At 57.6% G+C, this 24690-nt stretch carries 23 protein-coding genes and 1 tRNA gene; 7 read left to right on the top strand and 17 right to left on the bottom strand.

Going from position 1 to position 24690, the window contains the following annotated elements; all coding sequences use genetic code 11:
- Positions 1-241: 241 nt before the first annotated feature.
- Positions 242-1900 carry a carboxylesterase family protein gene (locus HYP802_RS0117200; RefSeq protein WP_245261507.1) on the top strand — a complete coding sequence of 553 codons (1659 nt, stop codon included), beginning with the start codon at positions 242-244 and terminating at the stop codon, positions 1898-1900.
- A gap of 36 nt (positions 1901-1936) precedes the next feature.
- Here the strand turns inward: HYP802_RS0117200 and HYP802_RS0117195 are convergent, their stop codons facing one another.
- Complete coding sequence (locus tag HYP802_RS0117195; protein ID WP_013948636.1) at positions 1937-2119, bottom strand: hypothetical protein; 183 nt, start codon at positions 2117-2119, stop codon at positions 1937-1939.
- Positions 2120-2856: 737 nt separating this feature from the next.
- Between HYP802_RS0117195 and HYP802_RS0117190 the strand changes: the two genes are divergently transcribed.
- Positions 2857-3261 carry a hypothetical protein gene (locus tag HYP802_RS0117190; RefSeq protein WP_013948634.1) on the top strand — a complete coding sequence of 135 codons (405 nt, stop codon included), beginning with the start codon at positions 2857-2859 and terminating at the stop codon, positions 3259-3261.
- A gap of 3 nt (positions 3262-3264) precedes the next feature.
- On the opposite strand, the gene HYP802_RS0117185 is transcribed toward HYP802_RS0117190, so the two are convergent.
- The 10 genes from HYP802_RS0117185 to HYP802_RS0117140 all read right to left on the bottom strand — a co-directional run bounded on the left by HYP802_RS0117185 (position 3265) and on the right by HYP802_RS0117140 (position 11434).
- Complete coding sequence (locus HYP802_RS0117185; protein ID WP_013948633.1) at positions 3265-3825, bottom strand: hypothetical protein; 561 nt, start codon at positions 3823-3825, stop codon at positions 3265-3267.
- A 1-nt stretch (position 3826) separates the two neighbouring features.
- On the bottom strand, positions 3827-4363 hold the full coding sequence (gene gspM / locus HYP802_RS0117180) for a type II secretion system protein GspM (RefSeq protein WP_256380084.1): 537 nt from the start codon (positions 4361-4363) through the stop codon (positions 3827-3829).
- Between the two features lie 35 nt (positions 4364-4398).
- The gene (locus HYP802_RS0117175; RefSeq protein ID WP_013948631.1) at positions 4399-5481 is read right to left on the bottom strand and encodes a PilN domain-containing protein; all 1083 of its coding nucleotides are present in this window, start codon (positions 5479-5481) and stop codon (positions 4399-4401) included.
- Positions 5481-6386 (bottom strand): type II secretion system protein GspK, encoded by a 906-nt coding sequence (locus tag HYP802_RS0117170; RefSeq protein ID WP_013948630.1) that lies wholly within the window; start codon positions 6384-6386, stop codon positions 5481-5483. Before HYP802_RS0117170 ends, HYP802_RS0117175 begins: the two co-directional genes overlap by 1 nt.
- Before the next feature lie 3 nt (positions 6387-6389).
- Positions 6390-7130: a prepilin-type N-terminal cleavage/methylation domain-containing protein gene (locus HYP802_RS0117165; RefSeq protein ID WP_013948629.1), complete on the bottom strand. Its 741-nt coding sequence runs from the start codon at positions 7128-7130 to the stop codon at positions 6390-6392.
- The gene (locus HYP802_RS0117160; RefSeq protein WP_013948628.1) at positions 7123-7563 is read right to left on the bottom strand and encodes a prepilin-type N-terminal cleavage/methylation domain-containing protein; all 441 of its coding nucleotides are present in this window, start codon (positions 7561-7563) and stop codon (positions 7123-7125) included. Before HYP802_RS0117160 ends, HYP802_RS0117165 begins: the two co-directional genes overlap by 8 nt.
- Positions 7508-7990 (bottom strand): GspH/FimT family pseudopilin, encoded by a 483-nt coding sequence (locus HYP802_RS0117155; protein ID WP_013948627.1) that lies wholly within the window; start codon positions 7988-7990, stop codon positions 7508-7510. The genes HYP802_RS0117160 and HYP802_RS0117155 overlap by 56 nt, the downstream gene beginning before the upstream one ends.
- Positions 7971-8456, bottom strand: a complete 486-nt coding sequence (gene gspG, locus HYP802_RS0117150; protein ID WP_024276219.1) for a type II secretion system major pseudopilin GspG — start codon at positions 8454-8456, stop codon at positions 7971-7973. The genes HYP802_RS0117155 and gspG overlap by 20 nt, the downstream gene beginning before the upstream one ends.
- Before the next feature lie 8 nt (positions 8457-8464).
- Complete coding sequence (locus HYP802_RS0117145) at positions 8465-9673, bottom strand: type II secretion system F family protein (RefSeq protein ID WP_013948625.1); 1209 nt, start codon at positions 9671-9673, stop codon at positions 8465-8467.
- Positions 9674-9772: 99 nt separating this feature from the next.
- Entirely contained in the window at positions 9773-11434 is a 1662-nt protein-coding gene (locus HYP802_RS0117140) for a GspE/PulE family protein (RefSeq protein ID WP_024276218.1), read from the bottom strand.
- 498 nt (positions 11435-11932) lie between these two features.
- On the opposite strand from HYP802_RS0117140, the gene gspD reads away from it, so the two are divergent.
- Entirely contained in the window at positions 11933-14191 is a 2259-nt protein-coding gene (gene gspD / locus HYP802_RS0117135; protein ID WP_245261506.1) for a type II secretion system secretin GspD, read from the top strand.
- On the opposite strand, the gene HYP802_RS0117130 is transcribed toward gspD, so the two are convergent.
- The 3 genes from HYP802_RS0117130 to HYP802_RS0117115 form a co-directional block, all read right to left on the bottom strand.
- The gene (locus HYP802_RS0117130; protein WP_024276216.1) at positions 14161-14781 is read right to left on the bottom strand and encodes an A24 family peptidase; all 621 of its coding nucleotides are present in this window, start codon (positions 14779-14781) and stop codon (positions 14161-14163) included. The two genes, gspD and HYP802_RS0117130, sit on opposite strands and share 31 nt — an antisense overlap.
- A gap of 4 nt (positions 14782-14785) precedes the next feature.
- Entirely contained in the window at positions 14786-15037 is a 252-nt protein-coding gene (locus HYP802_RS0117125) for a hypothetical protein (RefSeq protein WP_155831258.1), read from the bottom strand.
- A gap of 327 nt (positions 15038-15364) precedes the next feature.
- Positions 15365-17104, bottom strand: coding sequence for a carboxylesterase family protein (locus HYP802_RS0117115; RefSeq protein ID WP_024276213.1), 1740 nt, complete (start codon positions 17102-17104; stop codon positions 15365-15367).
- Positions 17105-17494: 390 nt separating this feature from the next.
- Here HYP802_RS0117115 and HYP802_RS0117105 point away from each other — a divergent pair, with 390 nt between their 5' ends.
- A complete protein-coding gene (locus HYP802_RS0117105; protein ID WP_013948617.1) occupies positions 17495-18475 on the top strand; it encodes a helix-turn-helix domain-containing protein in 981 nt (326 codons plus the stop codon).
- A gap of 245 nt (positions 18476-18720) precedes the next feature.
- Here the strand turns inward: HYP802_RS0117105 and HYP802_RS0117100 are convergent.
- Positions 18721-18796, bottom strand: a tRNA-Glu gene (locus HYP802_RS0117100).
- 170 nt (positions 18797-18966) lie between these two features.
- Positions 18967-19341 carry a hypothetical protein gene (locus HYP802_RS0117095; protein WP_024276212.1) on the bottom strand — a complete coding sequence of 125 codons (375 nt, stop codon included), beginning with the start codon at positions 19339-19341 and terminating at the stop codon, positions 18967-18969.
- On the opposite strand from HYP802_RS0117095, the gene HYP802_RS0117090 reads away from it, so the two are divergent.
- From HYP802_RS0117090 to HYP802_RS0117080, 3 genes are all read left to right on the top strand, one after another.
- On the top strand, positions 19333-20418 hold the full coding sequence (locus HYP802_RS0117090; RefSeq protein ID WP_029671059.1) for an RluA family pseudouridine synthase: 1086 nt from the start codon (positions 19333-19335) through the stop codon (positions 20416-20418). The two genes, HYP802_RS0117095 and HYP802_RS0117090, sit on opposite strands and share 9 nt — an antisense overlap.
- Positions 20419-20605: 187 nt before the next feature.
- Positions 20606-21514, top strand: a complete 909-nt coding sequence (rpoH, locus tag HYP802_RS0117085; RefSeq protein WP_013948612.1) for an RNA polymerase sigma factor RpoH — start codon at positions 20606-20608, stop codon at positions 21512-21514.
- 105 nt (positions 21515-21619) lie between these two features.
- Positions 21620-22558: a diacylglycerol kinase family protein gene (locus tag HYP802_RS0117080; protein ID WP_155831257.1), complete on the top strand. Its 939-nt coding sequence runs from the start codon at positions 21620-21622 to the stop codon at positions 22556-22558.
- A gap of 678 nt (positions 22559-23236) precedes the next feature.
- Here HYP802_RS0117080 and HYP802_RS0117075 read toward each other — a convergent pair.
- Complete coding sequence (locus tag HYP802_RS0117075; RefSeq protein WP_013948610.1) at positions 23237-24517, bottom strand: N-acetylmuramoyl-L-alanine amidase; 1281 nt, start codon at positions 24515-24517, stop codon at positions 23237-23239.
- Positions 24518-24690 lie beyond the last annotated feature (173 nt).

The raw sequence follows: 24690 nt of genomic DNA, 5'->3' as shown, positions 1-24690 counted from the left end.
CGCGATTCGCACAAACGCTGTGCGCCGAGCGCTTCGAGCAGTTCGCTCTTCGCGACGAAGCAAATTTCCGACGACCGCATAGTTGCCCCGGACCTCGGCAGATGTGCCGGGGCTCCTAACGACCGCTCACTGATGGTCGGTCCTACAGAGGAGGAAAACTATGCGACCACTCTATCCGCCATCTCGCCAACGTGCACCTCTTCGAAGTGCCGTTACAATAAGCACCTTGATAGCGCTTGGAATGTCAGGCTCACCCGCGCTGGCGGCTCAGGACAATGCAAATAAGAACAATGGCCCAACCGTTACGCTTACGGACGGCCAGGTTCGCGGCACGTCGAGCAACGGCGTCAATAAGTTCCTCGGCATACCCTATGCCGCGCCGCCTGTCGGCAAGCTGCGCTGGCAGCCGCCGCAGGCCGTCAAGAAATGGAAGGGCGTGCTCGACGGAACGAAGTTTGCCAACACCTGCCCTCAGGTCACCGAACTTGGTGCCTTCGCCGGTCCTACGAGCACCAATGAAGATTGTCTCTACTTGAACGTCTTCACAACAGGCAGCGCCAAGAAAAAGGGCGTCATCGTCTGGATCCACGGCGGCGGCAACGTCGACGGCGAGTCCAACGACTATGATGCGACGAAGCTCGCGCAGGGCGGACCCGATGGTCATGAGACCGTCGTCGTGACATTGAACTATCGCATGGGGTTGTTCGGATATCTCTCGCATCCTGCCCTCAATGGCGAAGGCCATCTGTGGGGCAACTACGGCATCATGGATATCCAGCAGGTTCTCCGCTGGGTCCAGCGCAACATTGCGGCCTTCGGTGGCGATCCAAATCGCGTCGCAGTCGGTGGCCAATCTGCTGGTGCCACGGATACCGGTGCCAATGTTCTCTCACCGATGAGCGCGGGCCTCTTCAGCCGCGCAATTTATGAAAGCGGCCCACTGCCGACATTGCCGTCCGCTGCCACCGCTCTGACGAACGGTCAGAATTTCGCGACAGCAGCAGGTTGTTCGGGATCAGGCAAGCAGGCCTCAACCTGCCTTCGCAATTTGACGCCCGAACGCATATTGCAACTGCAGGGAACGCCGAACGCCAACGGTCCCTACATCACCGGTCCGTTTGTAGACGGCTCTGTAATTCCCATCACGCCGGAAAAGGCGTGGACTACAGGGCAGTTCAACAAGATGCCGGCAATGGGCGGACGGGTCCACGATGAAGGCAACTTCAACATTGGCATCACCGAGTATTTCTCGGGTCAGCCCTTCCAGCCGATGACGGCGGACCAGTACACCGCGGCCATTCAGAAGATGTATGGCGGCAACGCCGGCCCCGGAGGTGCACCGCCGGCATACCCGTCGGGAACCGCCGACCGCGTTCTTGCTCAGTATCCGTTGTCGGCCTACGGCAACGATCCGATGAAGGCCTACGATCGTGTGACGACCGATACGCAGAAGTGTCAGGCTGACCACGTCCTGCACCTCTGGGCTCCGCAGATTGCATCCTATGCCTATGATTTCACGTATCTGGATGCACCGTACTACTTCCCGAAGATGCCGAACTTCAAACCGGCTGCGGCGCACACCATCGACATCCAGTTCCTCTTCAACAATTGGCATGGTGGGCAACTCGGCGTGAACCTCGACCAGACCACCGGTCAGCCACGCGACCTTAATAACCAGGAAACCGGCCTCTCCGATCAGCTGGTGGCGGCATGGACGAACTTCGCGTGGTCCGGCAATCCTAACGGAAACGGCAATTCTCCGTGGCCTAAGTATGGTGCCGGCAACAACGCCAAGTACCTTGTCGAAGACATCCCGCTGTCAACGAGCAACCGCTCCGATTATCGCACCACCTATAAATGCGACTTCTGGGATACGGTTCTTCTCTATCCGTTGCAGTAACGGCAATACGTGGGGTCGTCCGGAAGGACGACCTCGCTAATTCATCGAGGAATCTCGCGCATCGAGGTCAGCGAGAGCTTCCTCGATTTGTCCCTTTAGCGTCATCAACGCACGGAGGATGGCCAGGAGCGTGTCGCGATCGAGCAACCCGAAGCCATTACAAGTCGATTCTTCAATAGCTTTGGAAAATGCGATAATCAAACGCGGGTCTTCATTCATCTTCAGACATCTATTCAGTTGAAAACAATTTTCAAATAACGAAGCGTGTCAGCATATCCGTCGGTTTGTGCCGTTGTGGCCAGTGACCATCATACGCAAACATAATGCACCCAATTCCCAACCAGTGCACGCAACGCCACTTTCCGCAGGTGGACAGTTCAGGGCTTAGCCTCCATCCTCCCGAACAAATTACAACTGGCGCTTTGGCGAGTAGGCGCGCCGGGCGGGGGAAAGTGATCTTTTGAGCTTTAAGTTCCGCGCTGCAGGGTGTGCGCGATGGTCGGCACCTTGTCGTGCTGCCGACTGAAATACGTGCGCCGTTATCGGTATGGCCCGTCTTGGGACTTTTTCCCGAAAGGATATGTCTCTTGCGAACGAAACTGATAAAGGACCTTCTGGCCCTTGTTTGCAGCCTATCGGTCGTGTTTGTGGCTCTTCCTGTTGAGGCAATGAGCCCGCCCGGATCCCGTCTTATGCAGCAAAAGGCGCCTTACGTGCAGTGGACTCACGGCTTTCACTGCCGTCCGATGTTTGGATGGGATGCGCGGCTCGGAATCTATCACCGCCATACACATCCCGGCATTTGCGCCAATTATAAGCGATGCCTGAAAGTGATGTATCGCTGCGATCTCCTGCGCGGGAAAGGATGGGAGCCCTGGTCCTACGAGCGCTGGGGCTTCGATAATTGGCGGTACGACAAATGCATGCTAAACGCAGGATGCTACTGAGCCGATGCCATGAACCGGATCGCCGCATCGATTTTGGGCATCACCGCCTTGTTTTGGATCGTCGGAGCGAAAGCCGAGGCGGCCGGGGCTTCCGTCGAAGAAAATTCTTCTCCCGGCACATTTAAAGTGACGCTCGACAACGCGAGCGTCGCCGATGTCCTTCATGCCTTACACGACAAGTACGGCGTCGAAGTGCAAGGCCTCGACGATCTGACAGATACGGATCCGGTATCTGCTGAGTATAGCGGAAAGCTGCCCGACATCCTCAGTCGCTTGCTCCGCAACCAGAATTTTTCCATCGTGCGATCCAACAGCCGTCCGACTGGCATACTGAAAGTGTTCATCGCCACTTCGAAGGCGTCCGTTGGAAAGGGTGCGTCAGAAGCCACAACGCCGAAAAGTTCCGGAGATTGAGCTTCACGGGCAATTTCCGGATGATTCTGTACATCCCTGCTTGAACTGAATGACCTGCGCGGGATCGCTTTCGTGCACGAGAGTTACCGCCGTTCGATCAACCGAGTCGACCTTCCACCCTCCAAGCGTATCTCCGACCTCGACGTGAAGGTTCGCACCATTCGAAACGCTGCGAAGGACGGCGACCGTCTTCTTCGCATTGAGGATCACTCCAATGAACGTATAGTTGGGAGGCGCTTTTGGCGCGGCCGCCTGAGCCTTAGCGACTTCGGGAGGGGGGCGACGTCGCGATGGCGCGAAAAGCGGTCGCTCCACCCAGTTCGAAAGGCTGTTCTTGTCGACCGCTACCAGCGGGTTTCCAAGGGCAGGGGGAGAAAGCTTGTCGGCCGTCGCCGGCCGTTCAAGAGCTGGGAGACGCTCATCCGTAGTGGAGCGGACAGCATCAGGTGAAGCCGGCGACCCATTGCTCCATAGTGAGCTGATGAAATCTCGATTATCCAGCCACACGAGGCTCGCTAACGCAAGACAGACGAGGGCAAGCAGGTGCGGCCGATATTTTCCCATCTCAAGACGCCCCCGCCTGCGAGGCAAAGCCGCTGACCTGAAGCGTGACGTCGAGCGGACCGATGTAATGCAGATCGAGGGGCTTAAAGTCCTGCCGAATGGTTTTCACGGTAATATCGTCGATGAAAATGAGAGGCGTACCGGTTTCGAGATTGTGAATGATATCGCGCAATCCATCGATGCCGACGTTGATAGAGACGCTGACCGATATCTGCACCAAATTGCCGTCGTCCTTGGGCGGTAGGATTTGGATGCTGGATGCAGTACCGCCATTGGACGTCACCATGGCGTTTAGAAGGCTCTGCAAGTTGGCGCCGGCAACACCCGTTTTATCCCCCTCCAGCAGCAGGCTCTTCTCCTGACCGAGAGAAGCCAAGTCCATGTGCTCCTTCTTCAGATCGTTTTCATGGGCGACTTTTGCCCTGAGCTCCGGCAGCTGCGCCTGCATTTGGGCGATCTCACGGTCGAGCTCAGAGATCTTGAAATAAGGCAGCGCGGCGATGCCTGCCAACATCAATAGCGCCGCGACAAGAATCACGATCGCCCAATATGTGCTCGCCGAGCGTGAGAGTGTCACTTGCTCTTCTCCTCATCGCTTTTTCGCTGCACATGCCCCATGATGGAGAATGTTCCCAGTGTCTGGCCATCTTCGCGGGTAGTTGGCGCGGAGAAACGCACGTCTTCGAATTCCGGCGTGCTTTCAAGTATCCCGATGAGACCGGTGGGATCGGTGGATTTGCCGACGAGCCGCGTTTCATTGTCGTGAATTTCCAACTCTTCGAGATAGGCGCTATCCGGAAGCGCTCGGCTCAGAGCCTCGATCAGTTCCATCACTGGGCGGTTATCTCCCTTGCGTCGGGCAAGGCGCTCTCTTTGTTCCTTGAGCTTTTCGTTCTCGTCATTGAGGCGTTTGACCTCTTCGACGCGGGTCATGATGGCGGCGATCTTTTCATCGAGCTCGGTGTACCCGGCATTGAGCGCCCAGACTTGGTAGCCACCGAAGAGGCTGATTGCGAGACTGCAGCACACCGCTGCGATGAAAGCGATATTCAAACGCTTTGCGTTTGTGATGATCGGATCGGGTTCGAGGTTCAGAAGATCGAGAGCCGCCGTGTCTTCCGGCGTCGGAGCGAAGTCGACTGCACGTGGAGTAAGCCCGATGCTTTCCGCACGTTCTAGAATGCCATCGACGAGCTGCTTCGACGTCGCTATGACCACGGCATCAATCTGATCTCCCGACAGATCATCGGCGACCCTGTAGCCGTAGTAGGTATTTTCGTGTGACCACGGCACGATCGTCTCGATCTTGTTGTCGACCACCGAGTCCATCAGATCGAGCGCGGCATATGGAACGCGAATGGTTTTTTGCACGATGTCGTTTGGCGAGAGCCGCAACAGGATCTGCTTGGGATCGCGATCGACTTTGCCCATGAGGGAACGTCGACAATCGGCGATATCCTCGGGCGTAGGGTCGGCTGGAAGCGTAGCAAAACGTTTCGGCGCGCCCGTCGAGTGCGCAAAAATGTCGAGGCCGCTTCGGGTATTGTACAGCATCGTGCGCCATGGACGACCGCTCGGATGCTTGCGGATGATCGCCGCGCTGAGCTGCGTGAGCCACCAGAAATAGACGTCTTTCGCCCGGCTGATACTGCCCATCACAGTGACCTCCTGGCTGGGGTCGACGTTGGCGGCCACTTGGCAAGAAGGCGATACGGCGCGGATGGGTCAATGCCGACGAGAATCGCATACGTCCGTGTAACATCATATTCGTCTTGCGGCCGATGACACTGCACTTTCACGATGTAAGCGGGGCCGCTCTGATCCGTCAAAAGCCCGTCGGATTTCTGTATCAGGTCGCTCAGCGCGCTGGCGTTCGCGTAGCGAAGCTTTACGAGGTCTGCGTCGGTGACGCCCGGAATGGATGTCAACACCGTCTCGGGTGCTGCCCGTGGGTCGATCGTGCCATCGCGGCTGTAGACGGTGAAGTATGGAGCGGCATCACGCACGACGTTCCTCGGGATTTGCGCAAGCTGCACGAGCTGCCAGACATCGGCGAAGGGCTGCATATCCGGGAACGTATTCATGCCCGCCGCTTGTACACCAATAGTTTGGGGGGTGGGCTCATTGGTTTGCGCTTCGCGTTCGTCCATGATCGCGCTCGTGTATCGCTCCGCACTGTTCGCCGAGTGAGTGATCGACTGGAAGACGGCTTTGATGAGTTTGCGGTCGCTTTTATTGAGATCGACGAGCCCGTTTGCGTCCCACGCCTCGATCGAAAGCTCTGCTCCCGCGAAGATGATAGATTGTTTCTTGCCGTTGCCCTGCCATCTCCGAGCTTCATCCTGATCGAGAAGATGGGCCGCCGCGAGTTCCAAACCTGCATCGAGCAAGGCTTCGGACTTGGAAAGACCGACTTCCGATGCGCCCGAAGCTGCGCCGCTCCTCGCAGCTCCGTTGAACGAAGCAACCAGTATCACCGCCGACGTCAGCATCCAGAGCACCACAAGCATGATGATGCCGTCTTGGCGCGATGAAACCGGCGTGGGAGAGATTTCGGTCATGATTTAGTGCTCTCCTGACTCAAGCGCTCCCTGCGCGTGCTCGTCCTGGCCCAACACCCCTTTAGAACGGGCGCTGCATTCGTCGGAGCCCTCCGATAGGCATTTGAGTTCGGCGTCTGTGCGCAACGACGCCACAAAGGGTGGAGCGATAAGTGCTCCTGTTTGAGAATTTTGAATTTCGAGGCGGATCAGATCCGGCATGCGGTTAGTCTTCACCCATTTCTCCTGCCACTTGGCGCTCGATTTGGTGCGGAGAGCGTACGAAAAATGATACTTGAAGGCGCCTTGGACGATGGGCACGGAATTGGCTGGTGTAGCGCCGGGGAATTTTGCAAGAGCTTTGGTGTAGGGGGCGCGCTCCCGAAGCAGATCTGCTTGCGGGCCGTTCACTTCGACCCTGTAGTTTAAAAAATACAGGCCAGGATTGGTCGGGTAAGCAGGCTCGGTCGTGACGAAGGAGAGGCCGTGGGGAGATCCGGTAAAAACGAATGCACCCCCGTTGTCTGTGCGGCGTACTATTCGTCGAAGGCCCGAAACGTCGCGCACGAAAATATCATAAGCCCTCGAAATCATTTCCAAGCGTTCGATCCGATCGGCATTGGTCTCCCAGTTTTTCGAAAGGGTTCGCAAAGCTGAGCCGACGATTCCGAGTATCGTCGTCATGATGGTAAGACTCACGAGTAATTCGATGAGCGTAAAGCCGCTCTGTGCGTGGTCTTCAGGAGGTCTTAAAGGATCAGCCATGGGTCCGTCCAAGCTTCAGCGAATTGAGTTCCACCTGGCGTCCGCCGCCTATCAAGACGCGAACACGAACGTGAAAGAGTTTCCAGTCATCGCGCGCCGGAATATGAGCCCAGCCTTCCGTTTCGGGAGTGACGTCGATTGACCATCGAAACCCCGAGTTAATCCCGGCTGAAGCCCCCGCTGGCTTTGGATTACCCATCGTCTCGGAGAGAAGGCCTTGCGCGATGATCCGTGCCTGCACGTAATCGGCGGAGATGCCCGCTGTTTTGATTGCCTGAGTTTGTGCAGCAAAGAGGCTAACCAGCCCGATTGATACAACTAAAAGCGCAATCAACGTCTCAAATAGTGTGAATCCTTCCTCGGATGACGACACGCCTTCAATTGATGAGCGTCGTCGACACGCGGCCGGTAAGCCAATTAATCCGCAGTTCATACGCAGCGCCTCTGGATCTGAAGACTATGGCGCCCCCTGTGGAGCCCCCATTTGGAAAAAACCGTATGCCCGAGACGAAATCGGAACGCCTCTCGCTGTCGGCCGAGGTCACTTCGAGTACGATGGCCGATGACAGCTGGATCGGAGCAGTCCGGGAACCGAAACTGAGAATGCGATTTGAGGTATCGATTTCCGCAATGGTTTCGATTCCGGTCGTCATCGCGCCTGATCTGAGATCACGAAGGCGCGACGCAGCTAAAAGTGCAGCGGTCTTGACCTGCGAAGCTCCAGAAGGCGCTCTGTAAAGGGTCGAAACGGCAGCCGCGGCCAACGCGATAATGACGAGCACCGCCAGCATTTCAATCAGGGTGAAACCCGCTTCGCTGGCAGCGTTCAAACTTCGATCTCTATTGCCAGCTTGTGACATCCCGGTCCTCGCCTTCACCGCCTTCTTTGCGATCGGCGCCTAGCGTAATGATGTCGAAAGCGCCGTGCTTACCCGGATAGCGATAGATGTACGGCTGGCCCCACGGATCGAGCGGAACTTTCTCCTTCTTGAGATATGGACCGTTCCACGAGGGAAGGTCGGTGGGCCGCTGTACGAGCGCGTTCAGCCCTTCGCGTTGATCTGGATAACGGCCGATGTCGAGCTTGTAGAGTTCAAGCGATGTGCCGAAGCTTTCGATCTGCACTTTCGCCGACTTTGTTCGGGAACTGCCGACGTAGCCGATGACGCGGGGCGCCACGAGGCTCGCCAACAGCACGAGGATCATCATCACGACCAATAACTCGATCAGAGTGAAGCCGGCTTCTCCCGAGCGAGACGTCGGCTGTCTCGTCCTGACGTCGAGCGCCTCTCGCGCGGTTTCCAGAAGGGCGATGATTGCGTTCATGCTTCCTCTCATACGGCGAGATCGTTGATGCTGATGACGGCACTCAGGATAGAAACGATGATGAAGGCGATGATGCCGCTCACCAAAAGAATGATGACGGGCTCGAAGATCGTGAACGTGCGCTCGACTGTCCGTTCCAACTTCTCTTCGAAGACCTCCGCCATATGCAGGAGTGAGGTGGCGAGGCTTCCGGTTTCTTCTCCGACCCGCAGCATGTTGATGAGGACCGGCGGAAATAGGCCGGCTGTGGAAATCGGCTCCAAGAAACTTCGACCTTTGCGAAGCGCATCGTAAGAGCTGTTGAGCGCCGCGGCTGCCTTCTTGTTTCCGATGACGTCGCTTGCCAATTTCATTGCAGAGGGTAGGTCGACGCCATTTTCGATCAGCATGCCGAGCGTCCTGCAAAATCGAACAGTGAGCGTAAGTTGAAGAATGGTGCCGACAAGGGGCAGGCGCATAAGTATGCTTTCGGCCGCGCCACGAATTTTCGACCAGCTGATCGCAACGAGAAAAAGGAGGCTGGCAAGGCATGCGAGCAGATATTGCCAGTTTGCAAGCAACCAATCGGACGCCGCAATCACCATGCGGGCTTGATCGGGAACCTGCGTGCCGGCATCTCCGATCATGTCCTTGAAGCGCGGCACGACGACAGTAAGCATCACCGTGACCGCAGCGATGGCCATGACAATAAGAAGACACGGATAGAGGATTTCGGAAATCGCCATGCTTTTGAGCTTTTGCACTTTCTCACGCCCGGCAGCTATGCGCTCCAATACCGTTTCGAGTGTGCCGCTGGCTTCCGCGACGCGAACCATGCGCGCATATATTGGCGGGAAAGCCGCACCCTGCCGACTCATGGCTTCGTAGAGGCTTTTGCCGCTGTTGATTTCCGATCCCACCCGTCCGATCAGCTTACCCAGAGATTTGGAACCGGCATCGCGCTCGAGAAATGAGAGCGCTTGATCGAGCGGCAATCCGGCTTTGAGAAGCATGCTCAACTCGCGCGTAAACATGGTGATCTGCTTGCCCGACGGCTGCCCGGAAAAAAAAGACGGCGCCGCCACAGACCCGGAAGCCGATGCCTTGATCTCAGTAACTTCGATCGGAAAATGCCCAAGCTGATGCAAATCTTCGAGAACGGTTGCGCGACTCTGCGCTTCCATTTCGCCGATCAAGTTCGTACCCGCGCGTGTAAGCGCCTTGTAGTGAAAAAGCATGCTTCGCCTAAGCGATCAGTTGGTCTGAACGATTTGACGTCCCGAATGCTCCCATGGCGTTTCTCCAGTTGTTTGTTCTTGCTTGGCGGCTGCGCCGCATTAGATGTCGAGTGCGACCCGCCGAACTTCTTCCTGTGTTGTCTTGCCGGATCGGCACTTCGCAAGACCATCCATGATCATCGTGGTCATGCCCTTGCTGCGTCCCAAGGCTTCGATCTGTGCCATTTGAGCATCCGGTCGGATGAGATTTCGAATCTCGTCATCGATGCTGAGCACTTCGGCGATAACGATACGGCCGGCATATCCAGTGCCGAAACATCGCTCGCAACCGACTGCTTCCCAATGCTGATCTTCGGCGCGGACCTCTGAACCACCTCGCCCGAGAAACAGCGGTTCACGAGATGGCCGTTTGCAGTGGTCGCATAGAACGCGAACCAGCCGCTGGCCGATCACGCACCTGAGTGATGATGCAAGAAGGAAGGCATCGATGCCCATGTCGAGAAGCCTCGGAACCGCGCCCGCGGCGGTATTTGTATGCAATGTTGACAGCACGAGATGGCCGGTCAGTGCTGCGTGGATCGCAATGCTCGCAGTTTCACCATCGCGCATCTCGCCCACCATTAGGACGTCGGGATCGTGACGAAGAAATGAACGCAGCGCATCCGCGAACGTCAATCCAATCGAGGGCTTCGCTTGAGTTTGGTTGACGCCGTCGAGTTCGTATTCGATCGGATCCTCGATTGTAAGGATCTTCCGATGAGATTTATTGAGTAGAGATAGCGCGGTTGCCAGCGTCGTGGTTTTTCCCGAGCCGGTCGGTCCGGTAACCAACATCAAACCATAAGGCGCCGATAGATGCTTTCGGATTTCCGCTTCGTCTCGAGCATTGAAGCCTAGCGGCGCAAAATCGAGCATGCGCCTCACATTGTCGAGAAGGCGGATCGCTACGGCCTCGCCGTGAATGGTCGGAATCGTTGCGATGCGCAGATCCAGCCGATGTTCATTGATGCGAATTCTGGCGCGGCCATCCTGAGGAAGGCGGCGTTCGGCGATGTTTAGACCCGAAAGAATTTTTACGCGCGATACGACAGCCTTCGACATCTGGGCCGGCGGCGGCGAGACGTCTCGCAGCATACCGTCGACACGGATCCTGATCGCAACGCGACCATCAAATGGCTCGATGTGAATGTCGGTCGCTCGCGCATGCACGGCGTGCTGGATCATCTGGTTGACATAGCGGACCACCGGTGCGCCGAGTGCCATGTCGCGTAGGTGTTCAACGTCGTCCGCGCCGGCTTCTGCATTGCCGGCGTCTTGCCAAATGGTGGCAGTGCCACGTTCCCGAACGGCGCGTTCGATAGCGGCGAGGATGTCTTCCGCCGCAGCGACGCGCGGAAGGATTTCTTTTTCTAGCGCGATGCGCAGCGCATTGATCGATTGGACATCGGAGGGATCCTCCATGGCCACAAGGACGCCATCCTCGGTCTCTCCCAGGGGGCAGACTTTGTTCTCACGTAGGAAGGCCGGCGAGAGATTGGCCCGTATGGGAGGATACCGCGTCCACTCCGCTTCGTCCACGCGAGGAACCCTGTGGTAATCAGCAATGGCGCGAACCAAAACCTGTGATTGGACGCCGGAGGCCTTGCGCAAGGCCGAGAAGATAGAGGCCCCGGTTTCCTGCCGAAACTTCGCGACGCTATCGATGTCGCTCTGCGTAACGAGGCGCTCGCTGAGAAGGAATTCTTCGAAGCTACCACTCATCTTCACCTCCGCGAAGCAGATGGCCCCGATCCGTTTCCGATTAGAAGACATGAACACTTAGCTATAAGTCACTTTGGTGTTCGCGAGCAGATGATGCTCTCAAATAAATTCGATAAGTGTGAATTTTCGTCAAGGCTCGAAGCACGAAATGGACATGCTGTGCACTGAGGGCCAAACGAGTGCACTGTATGCAATTCGTGTTTGATCTAAGGATCGAAAATCGTATCGCGACCGCAACAGAGGTGGTCGCAAACAAGCGCGGTAACTGAAAAATCTGCGAACGCCTTCGTTGGATCGCTATGTTGCGGAAGAAGCGAGTCGAGTGGCCGACAAGAGCCAAGTGCTGCATTCATCGCAGTGTTCTTCGCGGCAGCGCGAAGAAGGAAAAGACGTCGCGTAGTTGTGTCGACGGGGGAAGCGTTGATGATTTGGTGGAAGACGATGGCCCTCATTGGGCTGACGATTTGCGTTTCAGGTTGCTCGTCGTTGGATAAGCCTATGATTGAGCCGCCGGACGAAATGGCGAAACTGTCAAATGCCGACCTGTCTCCCGCACGTTCTAGCAGCTACGGCCGTCAACCTGTTCCGATCAGAACCGGCAGTGTCACCGAGAAATTTCCAGGCGACAATCGCGTCGATAATCAAGCATTTCGCCTAGCAAATCCCGGGGTCAGCAAATCGGAGGCCGGTTACGAGCTCAACTTCGTGGACACCGAACTCGCCGATCTGGCGAAAGCCGTCCTCAAGGATACGCTTGGCCTCACATATGTCTTCGATTCCCACATCGAGGGCCGTGTTACGCTTTCAACGGGTGGGCCTGTTACGCGCGTCGAGCTGATCTCAATTCTCGAAAGCGTCCTTGCGACGAACCATGCCGCATTGCTGATCGAGAATAATGTCTATCGCATCGTCCCGGAGGCTGATGCACATCAACAGGGTATCGCCGCCTTTGATTATGTTCGTGAGAGTCATCAAGTAGGCGCGGGTTACGGCGTCTCCATCTTTGCACTAAGATATGTAGCGCCCGAAGCAATGATGCGCATGCTCGATGGTCTGATGGTCAAGCAGGACGATCTGAGAGCAAGCGTCTACAACAATCTCTTGTTCGTGCGGGGCTCGAGCCAGGTCAGGCAGTCGGTCGTCGATATCATCGCGATGTTCGATGTGGACTGGATGAAAGGGCAGTCTGCCGGAATTTTTAAACTCAGTAATGCAGCTCCGGACGACGTCATCAAAGAACTGCAGAAAGTCTTTCAGCTCGACCGTCAGGGAAAGGGCATGGTCCGTTTTCAGCCTATTGCCCGTCTCAATGCGATACTCGCTTTGGCGCCACGCTCTCAAACGATCGACAAGGTCGGGCAGTGGATCTCCCGTTTGGACCACAGTGGAGCAGATGACAATAATTATTATGTCTATAGAGTTGAGAATGGCCGCGCAAAAGACCTCGCGCAACTGCTCACTGCTGCGTTCTCGGGATCGAGCGCCCCGGGCAGAGGCGCCGAAGAAAAAGAGGTTTCACCGAGCCTTTCGGCTTCGCGAGCGACAAGCGCCGGAGGAGGCGGAGGCCTTGGGTCGTCGGACGGGGGCGCATTTGGTAGCAGCTTCGGCAGCAGCGCAAGCGGCTCGTCCCTTGGAAGCACCAGTGGTTTCGGCAATAACGGAGACTCATCATCATCGAGCTCTTCGAGCGGTCCTCTAAAGAGCGCACCACCGCTCACGTCGGCTTCTGATGATACTTCGACTGAAGAGACGCCGAGCGTAGGGGGCGCGGAGGGAAATTCGGATCTGGTGCGGATTACGCCGGATGAACGCAATAACAAGCTCCTCATCCGAGCTTCGGAACGAAACTACAAAAAGATCATGCAGATCCTCTCGCGCGTTGATCAGCCGCCGTTGCAAGTCCTTATTAATGCCACGCTGGCCGAGGTCACGTTGAACGATAATCTCCAGTATGGTGTGCAGTTCTTCCTTCAAAAAAATCACGGTAAGGCGGGCGCGATTGGTTTCAGCACGTCCGATGCGCTCGCGATCGCGCCCGTCACACCGGGGCTGAATCTCATCGCAGGGAGCATCGGCAACGACCCGCGTGTAATCATCGACGCGCTTGCCAAGGAGACCGCCGTTCGGGTTGTGTCCTCGCCATCGGTCGTCGTGCTTCACAATCAGCAAGCCACCTTAGAGGTTGGGGATCAGGTGCCGATCATCACCCGTGAGGCACAAAGCGTCATCAATCCCGACTCACCTACCGTCAACGAAATAGAATTCAAGAATACCGGCGTCATTCTTAATGTGACGCCGCGCATCAACAGCAACGGCCTTGTGACGATGGAAATCCAACAGGAGGTGAGCGCTGTTGAAAATCCGACGGGCCAGTCCAGCGCCAGCGCCTCGCTCACGCCGACAATTTCTCAACGGCGTGTAACAAGCACCGTTGCCGTGCAAAGCGGCCAGATGGTTGTTCTGGGAGGAATGATCCGGGAAGAGGTCAACCGCTCAAAATCAAGTATCCCTGTCTTGAATAAAATTCCTTATCTCGGCGATGTTCTTGGCGGAGAAACCGATAACTCGCGAGTCAGAACGGAGCTTATCGTCTTCATTCGTCCGACGGTGATACGCAACCCGGAGGACGCAAGCGACGCTGCCGAAGCTTTACGCGCGAGCATGAACTCTTTGGCGCCGAGGCCTGCCGCTTGGGACGCGCGCATTGCACCGGGTGAAATGGCAGGTCATCCGATCGGCGAGGGAACGATCAAGTAAAGGGACGATCCTTCATCCGGTGCCATCGACGGAACGGCCGGCCCCGTGACACACCAGGTTATCCAGATTGCGGGCGCGAGGAACACGCCGAGCGGCAAAACGCTGGTTCGGCTCAACGGCCGGCGGGTGAGAACGCTCAGTCCGAACGCGTAGGTCAACGCCAGGAGACACGCCAGCAGCAATGCATTCGTGGCGCCCTGTACGCCAAGCCAAGCACCAGCGACCGCGCCGAGCTTCACGTCTCCCAATCCTAGTCCGTGGGCTTGCCTCGAGAAATGATATGCATGCCGTACCAACCAAAGCAGGCCGAACGCAGCGACGGCCGCAATGGTGTGTTCGAGCACTGTTTGCCCCGCGCCTACCGTCTCGTTGCTGAGGCCTGTAGCGAGCAGGCCCACGGGAATTGCCGGCAGCGACAAAACATCCGGGATGATAAAACGCTTCGCGTCGCTGGCCGCGATTGCCAGCATTGCCCAGCCGAGGACGCACGATATGATCGCGCGTTCGCTATCAAATGCGGCGAACGAGACGGCGGTCACGAGGCATGCGCATGTCGTGATCGCCACACGTTCTGAAAGCAGAACCCGCATCGTACTAGCGAGTGACAATCGGCAGGGGTAACGGGCTCGTTACTGTCACCGCGAGCGGCACAGCAGCTTGCACGACGTTGACATTAAACGGTGGTCCGCCGTTGACGACCGGCAGCGGCGCACTGAGGTCGAAGCCCACGACACGAACGCTCGTGATCGATTGCGCGTCGACGGGAGAAATGCTGGGGCGGATGCCGATCCAAATCAGTGCCAAAGCAATTACCGTCAGAACAAACCTACTGTACGTGTCCGTCATGATGACCTCATGCGTTGAAACCGCGAGCCGACAGATGTCGCTCTTCGGCTTGTTCTTAATCTCCCGAGCTTCGGCTGGCCCGGTTCATAAGACCAGAGCCAAATGCGCGTCTATGCCGATGTCTTTTTTGCTGTTCGGCACTCAGAGCGCCGACGCTTCCAGGAAGACACTCACTCCCTAAGAAGTAAACGCTGTCTCTCTCATGGCCGGCCCTTATCATCACAGCGGAAGGACAAAGGAGAGGGAAGTAAGGGCGGAGAGCAGGAGCGGCCAAAATGATAGAGGCCGCCCGCAAGCAGGCGACCTCTGCACTTCGTTTCTAGGCTCTTACTGCGGATACACCAGGATCGTATCCCAGAAATCGCACTTGTAAGCCGCGCGATAGTCTGCCCGGGTGCCGGTTGAAAGCGTCAGATCTTCGATCAGATGCTTGGCGTTATTGCCGGCTCCGAATTTCGGCCACGGTGAATTTCCGTTTCCGTTCGGATTGCCGGACCATGCAAAATTGGTCCATGCCGCTACCAGCTGATCGGAAAGCTTCGTCTCCTGCTGGTTGAGTTCCCGCGGCTGTCCCGTAGTCTGGTCGAGGTTCACGCCGAGCTGTCCGCCATGCCAGTTGTTGAAGAGGAACTGGATGTCGATGGTGTGCGCTGCAGCCGGTTTGAAGCCCGGCATCTTCGGGAAGTAGTACGGCGCATCCTGATACGTGAAGTCGTAGAGATAAGACGGGATCTGCGGAGCCCAAAGTCGAAGAACGTGATCCGCTTGGCAAGAGCCGGGATCGGTCGTCACGCGATCGTAGGCCTTCATCGGGTCGTTGCCGTAGGCTGACAACGGATACTGTGCGAGCACCTTATCCGCGGTGCCGGACGGGTACGCCGGGGGAGAACCTCCGGGCCCTGCATTGCCGCCGTAAGTCTTTTGGATTGCAGCCGTGTATTGATCCGCGGTCATCGGCACCGGAGGTTGTCCAGAGAAGTATTCTGTGATGCCGATCGAGAAATTGCCTTCGTCTTTCACGCGTCCGCCCATTGCCGGCATTTTGTTGAACTGGCCTGTGGTCCAGGCTTTTTCCGGCGTGATGGGAATTACAGAGCCGTCTACAAACGGACCGGTGATGTAGGGGCCGTTGGCGTTCGGCGTTCCCTGTAGTTGCAGTATGCGTTCGGGCGAAAGGTTCCGCAGACATTGTGCGGCCTGCTTGCCCGAACCTGTTGGACATCCAGCTGCCGTCGCAAAGTCTTGGCCATGCGATAACGCGGTCGAAGCTGGCGTGAGGGTTGCCAGAGGACCGCTCTCATATATAGCGCGGCTGAAAAGGCCGGCACTCATCGGTGAGAGAACATTGGCGCCCGTATCCTGGGCGCCAGCGGATTGCCCGCCCAAGGCCACGCGATTTGGGTCGCCACCGAAGGCCGCAATGTTGCGCTGAACCCAGCGGAGAACCTGCTGGATATCCATGATGCCGTAGTTGCCCCACAGATGGCCTTCGCCATTGAGGGCAGGATGCGAGAGATATCCGAACAACCCCATGCGATAGTTCAATGTCACGACGACGGTCTCATGACCATCGGGTCCGCCCTGCGCGAGCTTCGTCGCATCATAGTCGTTGGACTCGCCGTCGACGTTGCCGCCGCCGTGGATCCAGACGATGACGCCCTTTTTCTTGGCGCTGCCTGTTGTGAAGACGTTCAAGTAGAGACAATCTTCATTGGTGCTCGTAGGACCGGCGAAGGCACCAAGTTCGGTGACCTGAGGGCAGGTGTTGGCAAACTTCGTTCCGTCGAGCACGCCCTTCCATTTCTTGACGGCCTGCGGCGGCTGCCAGCGCAGCTTGCCGACAGGCGGCGCGGCATAGGGTATGCCGAGGAACTTATTGACGCCGTTGCTCGACGTGCCGCGAACCTGGCCGTCCGTAAGCGTAACGGTTGGGCCATTGTTCTTATTTGCATTGTCCTGAGCCGCCAAAGTCGGAACAGAGGTCAACCCTGCGGCAGCGAGTGAGAAAACGGCGACTCCATACCTCGGCGTCGCACACCTTCTCTTGGACGCATTAGTCCTTTGCATATTCCTCTCCTGAGTTTTTTGCTTTAGCCCGCAGCATGGATGGGCATAACCACCGACGAGTTTGCGTCGGCGGATTGAGGAATATGCGCGCTAGGAAAATACGCGCTTCGCGTAGAGAGAATCCGTCATTGCATTGAGAGCATGACGAACGAGCGCGAAGCGCACGGCATTTGCATTCTGTGCAAACGCTACTGCACTCATCACCGACGGGAGAATGATCGTGACGGTGGAGGCAGTTTAATAAATTTATTCAGAACGTCTGGTGTGATGCACACCTTACTGTACCAGACTCCAGGAAACCGTTTGCAGACGGATTTCTCGAATTCTAACGTGTACCGAGCGGGGAGGTAACAGGCGAAGATATCTCGACGCGGCGCGTGGGACAAAAATATGATAAAAATGAAAGACGACGCTCCCAAAGCGGAAGTGAACATCTCCATTTGCGACACAGAACTCTATTCTTACCGCGAAAGTTTCTCAGCCTTTCGAGAGGCAATCGCGAATGCGTTCATGCCATGGGTACTCGAACGTCCCTCGCCAGGAGCATTCTCCGCGCGATTGGAAAGCTTCACAGTTGCGTCGGGCTCCTTCGGTCGTACGAGGATGTCTCCGCTGGTCGGCTCCCGAGATCGCAATGAAATTTCAAGATCTCCGGAGGAATGCCTTTACGCAAATTTCGTACTTGCAGGCGAATTACACGTCGAGCAAGGCGACAGGGTAAGTTCTGCGAAACCGGGCGATCTCATCGTATACGATAGTGCGATACCTCTAGAGCACATAAAGATTGGCGACAGGCTTTTCGAGGATCTCGCGTTCAGCATCCCAAAGGCGCGCCTAAACGCAAGCGGTCAAAAGTTCGCAAACACTTTGGTTTCTGCCAATGAGATTATGCCACCTCTTGCTAAGTGCATCGCATACCTTTGCCAGCCCTTGACCTCTTTGCCTGCAGATGAACTCGACGCCGTAGCCTCGGCATGCGCCACTTTACTACCTCGCGCCATAGGTTGGGCCGGAGGGGATAAGCTCGATGCTGCGAACTTCTACCCCCCTTACCGTTACGAGAGAGAGCTTCTGAAATTCATCGAGGACCAGCTCGCCAATCCCGATCTAAGTCCTCGCATGGCAGCGGAGCACTTTGGTATTTCTGTTCGATACATACACAAGCGATTTGCCGTGCGGGGAACGACGTTCGGCAATTATGTACGCACGAAGCGTCTAAATCGAATTCGACGCGATATACATTCACTGCCGCACAGCCAGCCCATCACCATGTTGGCTTACCGTTGGGGGTTCAACGATTTTTCCACTTTCATGAGGGCCTTCAAAAAAGAATTTGGATGTACGCCGGGACAGTATCGATCGAAGTACTGAGCGTCGCGTTGCTAGCTTTTCTCCTCCGGTCGCTCGGCGGCAAGGCAAAGCCGATGGATGCAAGAAATCACCAAGGCCACCCTATTCCGCGCGCTGATGGGGAGAGCAATCAGAGACGGACTGATCCGATGTCGCCGTTCAGGCACCTACGGCCACCCTGTCTAGGACTTGATAAGAAGATAGCACCTGAGCAAAGGAAACTTTGCCCTCAACGGCTTCCATAAAATCAATGGCTTAGCTGAAATTGGCGCCCCGTAGGGGACTCGAACCCCTGTTGCCCACGTGAGAGGCGGGTGTCCTAGGCCACTAGACGAACGGGGCCGGCGCAGTGCGACGTGTAGTCGAGTGTCGTCAGCCGATCAAGCCCCGTTAGCGCGGCAATCACGCCAAACCGACGCATCCGTTCGGGAGGCTGCGAATCGATCTGAAGTGGGAACGGCAACTCATGCCCCTTCGATGTCCTTCGACAAGTCCCATCGAGCAAGCCGGGTTCAATTCCGCGGCAATGTCTCGGTCGGTTTCAATTCGAGGACGCGTCGCCCGGTGTCCGTATCCAGAATGGTAATGCCGGGTCCCGAGGAACCGTCATGCTGGATCGCAAGGCGGTTGCCTGACAGGGACATCGAAACGATCTTGGCGCCTTTGGGCAGTTCGAACGATACCGACGCATCTGTGCCAGGGACGGCTACGGACCGCGACACAGCCCCGCTTCCCGCCGGACGCGTCGCTGTCGATATGATTTTGAAGGCGATGGCCGCTAATCCGGCAAAAATCATAAGGCCGAGAACGGCAATGACGATCTTCAGATTGCGTTGCAGCCGCTGTTCGCGCATCAAGTCGTCCGAAGGCGGCTCAGGATGGGTCATCTCTCAGGTTTTCTTTCTGGTAATCACGTGTCGATCGACGAAAAAACAACAAGCCACATCGACGTCGTCGCGGGGCCCGAAGATGCCGGCCAGCGTGTCGATCGATGGCTTGCAACGAAGATCGAAGGCATCAGCCGCGCTCGCGTCCAAGCGCTCATTCGCGATGGTCACGTCAGCGCAGGCGATACGATACGAGAGCTGCGCACGCCGGTCAAACCGGGCCTGACATACACGGTTAGCATCCCGCCCGCCGAAGATTCCGGCGTGAAGGGCGAAGAGATTGCGCTCCATGTTGTGTACGAGGACGACAACGTCATCGTAATCGACAAGCCGGCAGGGCTCGTCGTGCATCCGTCAGCCGGACATGACGCAGGAACTCTCGTCAACGCCTTGATCGCTCACTGCGGCGACAGCCTCTCAGGTATTGGCGGCGTCAAACGACCGGGCATCGTGCATCGCCTCGACAAAGATACCTCCGGACTTCTGGTCGTCGCGAAGTCGGATGCTGCGCATCAAGGGCTCGCGGAGCAATTCAAAAGCCATGGCCGCGACGGGCGGCTGCATCGTAGCTATCTGGCATTTGTTTGGGGCAGACTTCCCAAACCCGCCGGCAGCATTGATGCGCGGTTAGCGCGCAGCCGCACCAATCGCCTCAAAATCGCCGTCACACGCGGCGAAGAGGGGCGCGAAGCTAAAACCCATTACGAGGTTCTCGACGTCTTTCCAGGCGAAACGCCGTCCGGCGATATATCGCTGCTTCGGCTCGTTCTCGAAACCGGGCGTACACATCAGATACGCGTGCATCTCGCGCATATCGGCCATCCAGTCGTGGGTGATCCCACGTATGGCGCAGGCTTTAAGACGAGACTTGCGTCGGTTCGTGCGAATGCGAAAGACCATGCTACTGCGTTGATGCGACAAGCGCTGCATGCTGAGCGACTTCAGTTCGAGCATCCGATTACCGACAAAAAGCTGAATTTTTACAGCAAATTGCCATTGGACCTCGAACGTCTTGGAGAGGCCTTGCGGCCTATGCCATCAGTGCCGACGGATAAACGCCGTCGGCGGCGTTCGTAATAGAGACAAGTTCCAAAACCTGGGGTTTGGTGACGGAGTATTCAAGTGGAAGTGACCGGAACCCCTGATGAAATTTTGGATTTTACTACTATGTAACACCCGACGTCGGGGGGGCGTATCGCTTCTCCGACACTGAGAAGGGAGCGCGGGGCCGAACCGGAAACGGGCGAAGGTTCTGCAGAGGGCAATGGCATCAGTAGCAAAAGGTCTTCCGTCCCTGGCCGGCGGTTCACTCGGCCTGTCGCGGTATCTGGAAGAGATCCGCAAATTCCCGATGCTGGCGCCTGACGAGGAATTCATGCTCGCCAAGCGTTGGCAGGAACATCAGGACGCGGACGCCGCCGAAAAACTCGTGACGTCGCATCTCCGCCTCGTCGCGCGCATCGCCATGGGCTATCGCGGCTACGGTCTGCCGATCGGCGAAGTCATATCGGAAGGCAACGTCGGCCTGATGCAGGCCGTCAAGCGCTTCGATCCAGATAAGGGCTTTCGCCTCGCTACATATGCGATGTGGTGGATCCGCGCGTCCATTCAAGAGTACATCCTGCGGTCGTGGAGCCTTGTGAAGATGGGCACCACGGCGGCGCAGAAGAAGCTCTTCTTCAATCTGCGGCGCGCCAAGAGCCAGCTGCAGGCGCTGGACGACGGTGATCTGAAGCCCGAACACGTCAAGACGATTGCGACGAAGCTGGGCGTTCCGGAAGAAGACGTCGTCAATATGAACCGGCGGCTTGGCGGTGACGCTTCGCTGAACGCGCCGATCCGTGCCGAAGCTGAGTCCGGCGAATGGCAGGATTGGCTCGTCGACGATACGCCGACACAGGAAGATCGCCTCGTCGAGGACGAAGAATTGCAACGGCGCAAGTCGTACCTGTCGTCCGCGATGTCGGTTCTGAATGATCGCGAGCGTCGCGTCTTCGAGGCGCGCCGGCTTGCCGAAGAGCCTGCAACGCTTGAAGAATTGTCGGAAGAGTTCGGCGTCAGCCGGGAACGCATCCGGCAGATCGAGGTCCGGGCCTTCGAGAAGGTCCAGAAGGCGGTGACGTCGACGGCTCGGCAGGCGGAAGCGCCTGCCGCCCTTGAGGCCCACCGCTAAAGGACAGTCTTGACGCCGCAACTCGCGGCGCATACGCGATGTCCCAATGGGTATTCTGGCGGCGCTGAACGGCGCCGCCATTCTCTTATGGGGTTCGCCACGCCGATGCGGCGCCGATTTGCACTTGTTTTCAACGCGACTGCGGGCGTTGCCCTGCCGAGGCTGCTCGACGGGGTGTTGGGTGCATTGCGCGCAAGAAATGCAGACGTGTTTCAGGTCCCGGCGCGCAGTGCTGAAGAAGCGGCGGACCGCGTGCGGGAATTGGCCCAACGTGATGTCTGCGACGCCGTCATTGCGGCGGGCGGCGACGGGACATTCCGCGCCGTGGCGACGGGTGCTGCCGGCACCAAGCTGCCGGTCGGCGTCATTCCGATCGGCACGGGCAACGTCCTCGCCAACGAAATCGGGCTGCGCAGGCGGGCAGGGGAGGTGGCCGATGTGCTGCTTTCGGATACTGCGGTTGATGTTCGCGGCGGCCTTGTGAATGGCGCGCCGTTTTTCTTGATGCTTGGCGCTGGGTTTGATGCCCGTGTCGTCGCCAAGCTCAGCTATCGGACAAAACGGGCGTTCGGCCGCGGGGCGTATGTCTATCCGGTTTTGAAAACACTCGCTGAAGGTCCGCGACGCTTCGACGTCGAACTCGATGGCCGCAGATTCGAGGCGAGCTGGACAATCCTGTCGTTCGCCAGCCGTTACGCCAGCGTGTTCGAGCTGGCGCCGGACGCCGGTCTCGGACGCGACAGGCTGATGGCGGTCGTGATGGAAGCAGGGACGCGTCTCGAAACGGCGGCCAACCTCATCTCGCTGGCGTTCGGATGGATTGCCCGGCCCGAAACGCGGCCGAAGGGTGTGCACGTTCTGCCGGTCAATACTGCCCGCATCGGCTACTTTACGACCACGCCCGTTGAGATCGACGGCGACGAAGCGGGTGGATCGCCGGTCGAGGTCAACGCCGCGGGAAAGCCGGTGCGTCTCCTCGTCCCCAACCGCTATGTTGCTGATCTCACGAAACGTCACGCGAATCGCTTAGCCTATGAGTCGTGAAGCGTTGCGAGGTATGCGGCTAAAGCATGTCCTTACAACATTGTGCGAGCGTCAGAGCGAGAACTAGGGGTCCATGCCCTTCTCTTCTCTGAACCGGATCCAGACGGACCGGCAGATGGCTTCGAACGGCGCGTGGCAGCGATGGACAGGGCTGCCCGAGGGAGCGTCGTTCGTGTCCAGGCTCCACGACTTCACGTCTCTGTCCAACCCTCCCCGCCCCGTCGATACCGAACCCGGAACGTTAGCGCGCCGCTCAGTGAGCCCGAGTGCTGGACGAGCGCGTGCGTTGTCTCGGTATCGGAAAATCCGCTCTATCGAGCGAATGGGCGGTTACCTGGAAGATGGAGTGCCTCATGCAGAAGCGCTGTCACCGGCCAATCGAATTTCTCCGATCCAGCGAAGCGTACTCTTCGCGCGATATGTCGAGGAAACGTTGGCTTATTCTGCTCTGGCGTCAACACCATAAGCATCCTCCATGTAGGAGATAACTGATGCACTGCGGGAGGTCGGTGCGACGATCTCCTGCCACACCAGATACCAAGGCCGGCTTTGATGAGCCGGCCTTTTTTTTATTTGGCGCTTCGCGACGCCAGCCGGAAGCGCCGAAATATTCGCTGCATCGTCTGCGCCGGCGGGCGGCTTCCCGGAGCGAAGTCGCCGGCGCAATCAAAAAGCCAACTACATAGGCAATCTGGCGATGTCGCGTGAGAAGTAGTTGTCGATGGCGGCGACTATCGACTGCGCGACTTTCTCGCGCCATTCATCCGACTTGAGGTTGCTCGCGTCTTTCGGATTGGTCACATAGGCCAGCTCGATCAGCACGGACGGGAACTGGGCCGTCTTCAGAACGCGGAAAGCGGCTTGCTGCTCCGGCTCATCGCGAAGCGGCGTGCTTTCACCCATGTTCTCGATCACCGACTTGGCGAACATGCCCGTGCGTTCGTGCGTCAGCTCAACGTCGCGATCGGCGAGATCCGCAAGAATGTCTCTCACGGCATTGACGTCACCGTTGACGCTCTTGACGGTGTCGATCTCGTCCGGCGACAGCACGTTGCGTGCGATTTCGCCTTTCGCGGACCGTTCAAGCTTTTTGGCGACACCGTCACGCAGCGAATAGATCGTTGCGCCGCGTGCACGCGAACCGCCGTCGGAATAATCGGCGTGGATCGCGATAAAAAGGTTCGCCTTGTTTTTTTCGGCAAAGCGCGTCCGCTCGTCGAGCGGGATGAACGTGTCGTCGCTGCGCGTCATCAGCACTTTGTAGCGGCCGGTCTTCTCAAGCAGATCGCGCAACACCAATCCGAACGCCAGGACGACGTTCTTTTCGACGATGCCGCGCTTCTCCGCGCCCGAGTCATAGCCGCCGTGCCCCGGATCGAGCACGATGATCGGCTTGAACGTTCGCGCGGCCCGTTCCTTGGGGCTTTCGGCAAGACGGGGAAGCGGCGGCTGGATGCTGAGAGGTGCAAGCCCCGTCCGTGTTGCCACGCCTTTGACGTCGCCTTTAAGCGCCGCGCCGGCCGGAAGGATCGCGAGAGAAATTCGGTAGTGCCCCTTGTCGTCTTTGGAAATCTCGGAATTCTCGACGACGACGGGCTGCGTGACACCGATCACGACGCGCATTTTTCCCGCTGCTGCGAGACCGGCGCGCACGCTGCGGACGAGGCCGACGGGTGTCTTGCCATTGAGTTCCGGCAGACGGACGTTGACCTCCGGCAACTCGATCACGACCCGGTTCGGGTTCGAAAGCGAGAAGATCTGGTATTTGACTTTGCTGTCGAGGCCGATGACGAAGCGTGTGCCGGTGATGCGATGTGCGGCAACCGGCATTGGTGCGGGCACGGCCGTCGCCGCCGTTGCGGCGACCTGCAACTCATCGGCGTAGGCGGGGCACATCGCGGCGGCGGCAATGACTGCCGCGAAGACGCCGCTCAATGCGCGTCGAGCCAAACTACGCATTCGTTCCGTTTCCCCCAAGGCGCGCCCACCCAGCCCGTGCGCCACAGATACGATCTGTATGCCTACGGAAGATGGCGTTTTGGCGGTCAAAGTGGCACAAGGATTAAGGTTATCCGGCCCAGCCGGTTAAGCGGCCGTTAACTGCCGCGCTAAAATGCCAGCTATCGAAGCCT

The organism is Hyphomicrobium sp. 802, assembly GCF_000526135.1.
Lineage (GTDB): Bacteria > Pseudomonadota > Alphaproteobacteria > Rhizobiales > Hyphomicrobiaceae > Hyphomicrobium_B.
The sequence above is the reverse complement of the archived record's forward strand: the minus strand, read 5'-3'. Positions and strand labels throughout refer to the sequence as shown.

Coding starts and splice junctions, on each gene's coding strand:
- HYP802_RS0117195 (WP_013948636.1), bottom strand. CDS start 2,119: ATGAATGAAGACCCGCGTTTGATTATCGCATTTTCCAAAGCTATTGAA.
- HYP802_RS0117105 (WP_013948617.1), top strand. CDS start 17,495: ATGATAAAAATGAAAGACGACGCTCCCAAAGCGGAAGTGAACATCTCC.
- HYP802_RS0117170 (WP_013948630.1), bottom strand. CDS start 6,386: ATGACCGAAATCTCTCCCACGCCGGTTTCATCGCGCCAAGACGGCATC.
- HYP802_RS0117095 (WP_024276212.1), bottom strand. CDS start 19,341: ATGACCCATCCTGAGCCGCCTTCGGACGACTTGATGCGCGAACAGCGG.
- HYP802_RS0117155 (WP_013948627.1), bottom strand. CDS start 7,990: ATGTCACAAGCTGGCAATAGAGATCGAAGTTTGAACGCTGCCAGCGAA.
- gspD (WP_245261506.1), top strand. CDS start 11,933: ATGATTGAGCCGCCGGACGAAATGGCGAAACTGTCAAATGCCGACCTG.
- HYP802_RS0117200 (WP_245261507.1), top strand. CDS start 242: ATGTCAGGCTCACCCGCGCTGGCGGCTCAGGACAATGCAAATAAGAAC.
- HYP802_RS0117190 (WP_013948634.1), top strand. CDS start 2,857: ATGAACCGGATCGCCGCATCGATTTTGGGCATCACCGCCTTGTTTTGG.
- HYP802_RS0117160 (WP_013948628.1), bottom strand. CDS start 7,563: ATGAACTGCGGATTAATTGGCTTACCGGCCGCGTGTCGACGACGCTCA.
- HYP802_RS0117080 (WP_155831257.1), top strand. CDS start 21,620: ATGCGGCGCCGATTTGCACTTGTTTTCAACGCGACTGCGGGCGTTGCC.
- HYP802_RS0117090 (WP_029671059.1), top strand. CDS start 19,333: ATGGGTCATCTCTCAGGTTTTCTTTCTGGTAATCACGTGTCGATCGAC.
- HYP802_RS0117185 (WP_013948633.1), bottom strand. CDS start 3,825: ATGGGAAAATATCGGCCGCACCTGCTTGCCCTCGTCTGTCTTGCGTTA.
- HYP802_RS0117115 (WP_024276213.1), bottom strand. CDS start 17,104: ATGCAAAGGACTAATGCGTCCAAGAGAAGGTGTGCGACGCCGAGGTAT.
- HYP802_RS0117175 (WP_013948631.1), bottom strand. CDS start 5,481: ATGGGCAGTATCAGCCGGGCGAAAGACGTCTATTTCTGGTGGCTCACG.
- HYP802_RS0117140 (WP_024276218.1), bottom strand. CDS start 11,434: ATGAGTGGTAGCTTCGAAGAATTCCTTCTCAGCGAGCGCCTCGTTACG.
- rpoH (WP_013948612.1), top strand. CDS start 20,606: ATGGCATCAGTAGCAAAAGGTCTTCCGTCCCTGGCCGGCGGTTCACTC.
- HYP802_RS0117145 (WP_013948625.1), bottom strand. CDS start 9,673: ATGCTTTTTCACTACAAGGCGCTTACACGCGCGGGTACGAACTTGATC.
- HYP802_RS0117165 (WP_013948629.1), bottom strand. CDS start 7,130: ATGGCTGATCCTTTAAGACCTCCTGAAGACCACGCACAGAGCGGCTTT.
- gspG (WP_024276219.1), bottom strand. CDS start 8,456: ATGAACGCAATCATCGCCCTTCTGGAAACCGCGCGAGAGGCGCTCGAC.
- HYP802_RS0117075 (WP_013948610.1), bottom strand. CDS start 24,517: ATGCGTAGTTTGGCTCGACGCGCATTGAGCGGCGTCTTCGCGGCAGTC.
- HYP802_RS0117125 (WP_155831258.1), bottom strand. CDS start 15,037: ATGACGGACACGTACAGTAGGTTTGTTCTGACGGTAATTGCTTTGGCA.
- HYP802_RS0117130 (WP_024276216.1), bottom strand. CDS start 14,781: ATGCGGGTTCTGCTTTCAGAACGTGTGGCGATCACGACATGCGCATGC.